The sequence below is a fragment of the Lamprobacter sp. genome, assembly GCF_034860625.1.
Lineage (GTDB): Bacteria > Pseudomonadota > Gammaproteobacteria > Chromatiales > Chromatiaceae > Lamprobacter.
Genome location: NZ_JAYESN010000660.1, coordinates 1 through 842, shown reverse-complemented (window position 1 = coordinate 842; position 842 = coordinate 1). Strand labels below are relative to the sequence as shown.

Sequence of the window (842 nt, the reverse complement as noted above, 5' to 3'; positions counted from 1 at the left end):
ATGCTGCCTCGGCCGGCTTGGTTTGCGTGTCGGTGCTCACGGGTGCGAGTGCGTTTGAATCCGTCTGCGCATCCATCCCTAAAACGGCATCACTGTCGGCAACGGCATCGGCACTGTCAGCCGTCTCATAGGCATTGACAGTGTCCTCAGCACGATCGTCCAGAGCTTGGCCTGACCCCTCCCGCGGCATCAACTCCGCCAAGGCGAGCAGTCCCGCCCCATGGCGCGCCATCGCCTCGGCATCGCCGACCAGACGCATCAACGCCCAGCCTTCCAGGAACAACCCGCCGGTGATCGCTCCGCTCGCCGGCAGCCGTGCCAGCCAGGCACGCAGCGAGCGCACCACCGGATCGATGCGATAATCGGCAAAGCTCAGTGCGTCGAGCTTGTCAGCGATCCGGCGGAAGGTGCCGAGTACGCGTTGTGATACTTCATCCTTGCCGAGGAACGACGCTTCCAGATGCCGGGCCATGCGCTCAACCTCCGAGAACAGGGTCTCACCCACGGCCTCGATGTCTTCAGCCAGGGTGTCCTCCGCCACCGCCAAGGAGGTCTCGATGCGCAACGCCTGCACCCGAAAGCGCAGCTGCGCACGCACCACCTCGACCGGATCGATGGCCTTGCGGATGGCCGGCTCCCAGCGGGGATAAGCCGCGCACCAAGCATCGATGTGGCGGTCATAATCGGCCAGAAATGCCTCGGCGGCATCTCGCGCCTCGCCGGTCAGCCGATTGGCTTCGGTCAGCACGGCTGCGGCATGGCTGTTCGGCACCAGATAGCCGCCCAGAAAGCGTGTGCCCACGGCCAGCAATTCGCGCTCGACCTGACGGCGTTTGCGGTGA

1 protein-coding gene is annotated in these 842 nt (G+C 65.0%); it reads right to left on the bottom strand.

Annotated elements, in window-relative coordinates; all coding sequences use genetic code 11:
• The coding region (locus tag VBE63_RS30590) for a DUF3150 domain-containing protein (protein WP_323686716.1) at positions 1-842 on the bottom strand (842 nt) is incomplete at both ends.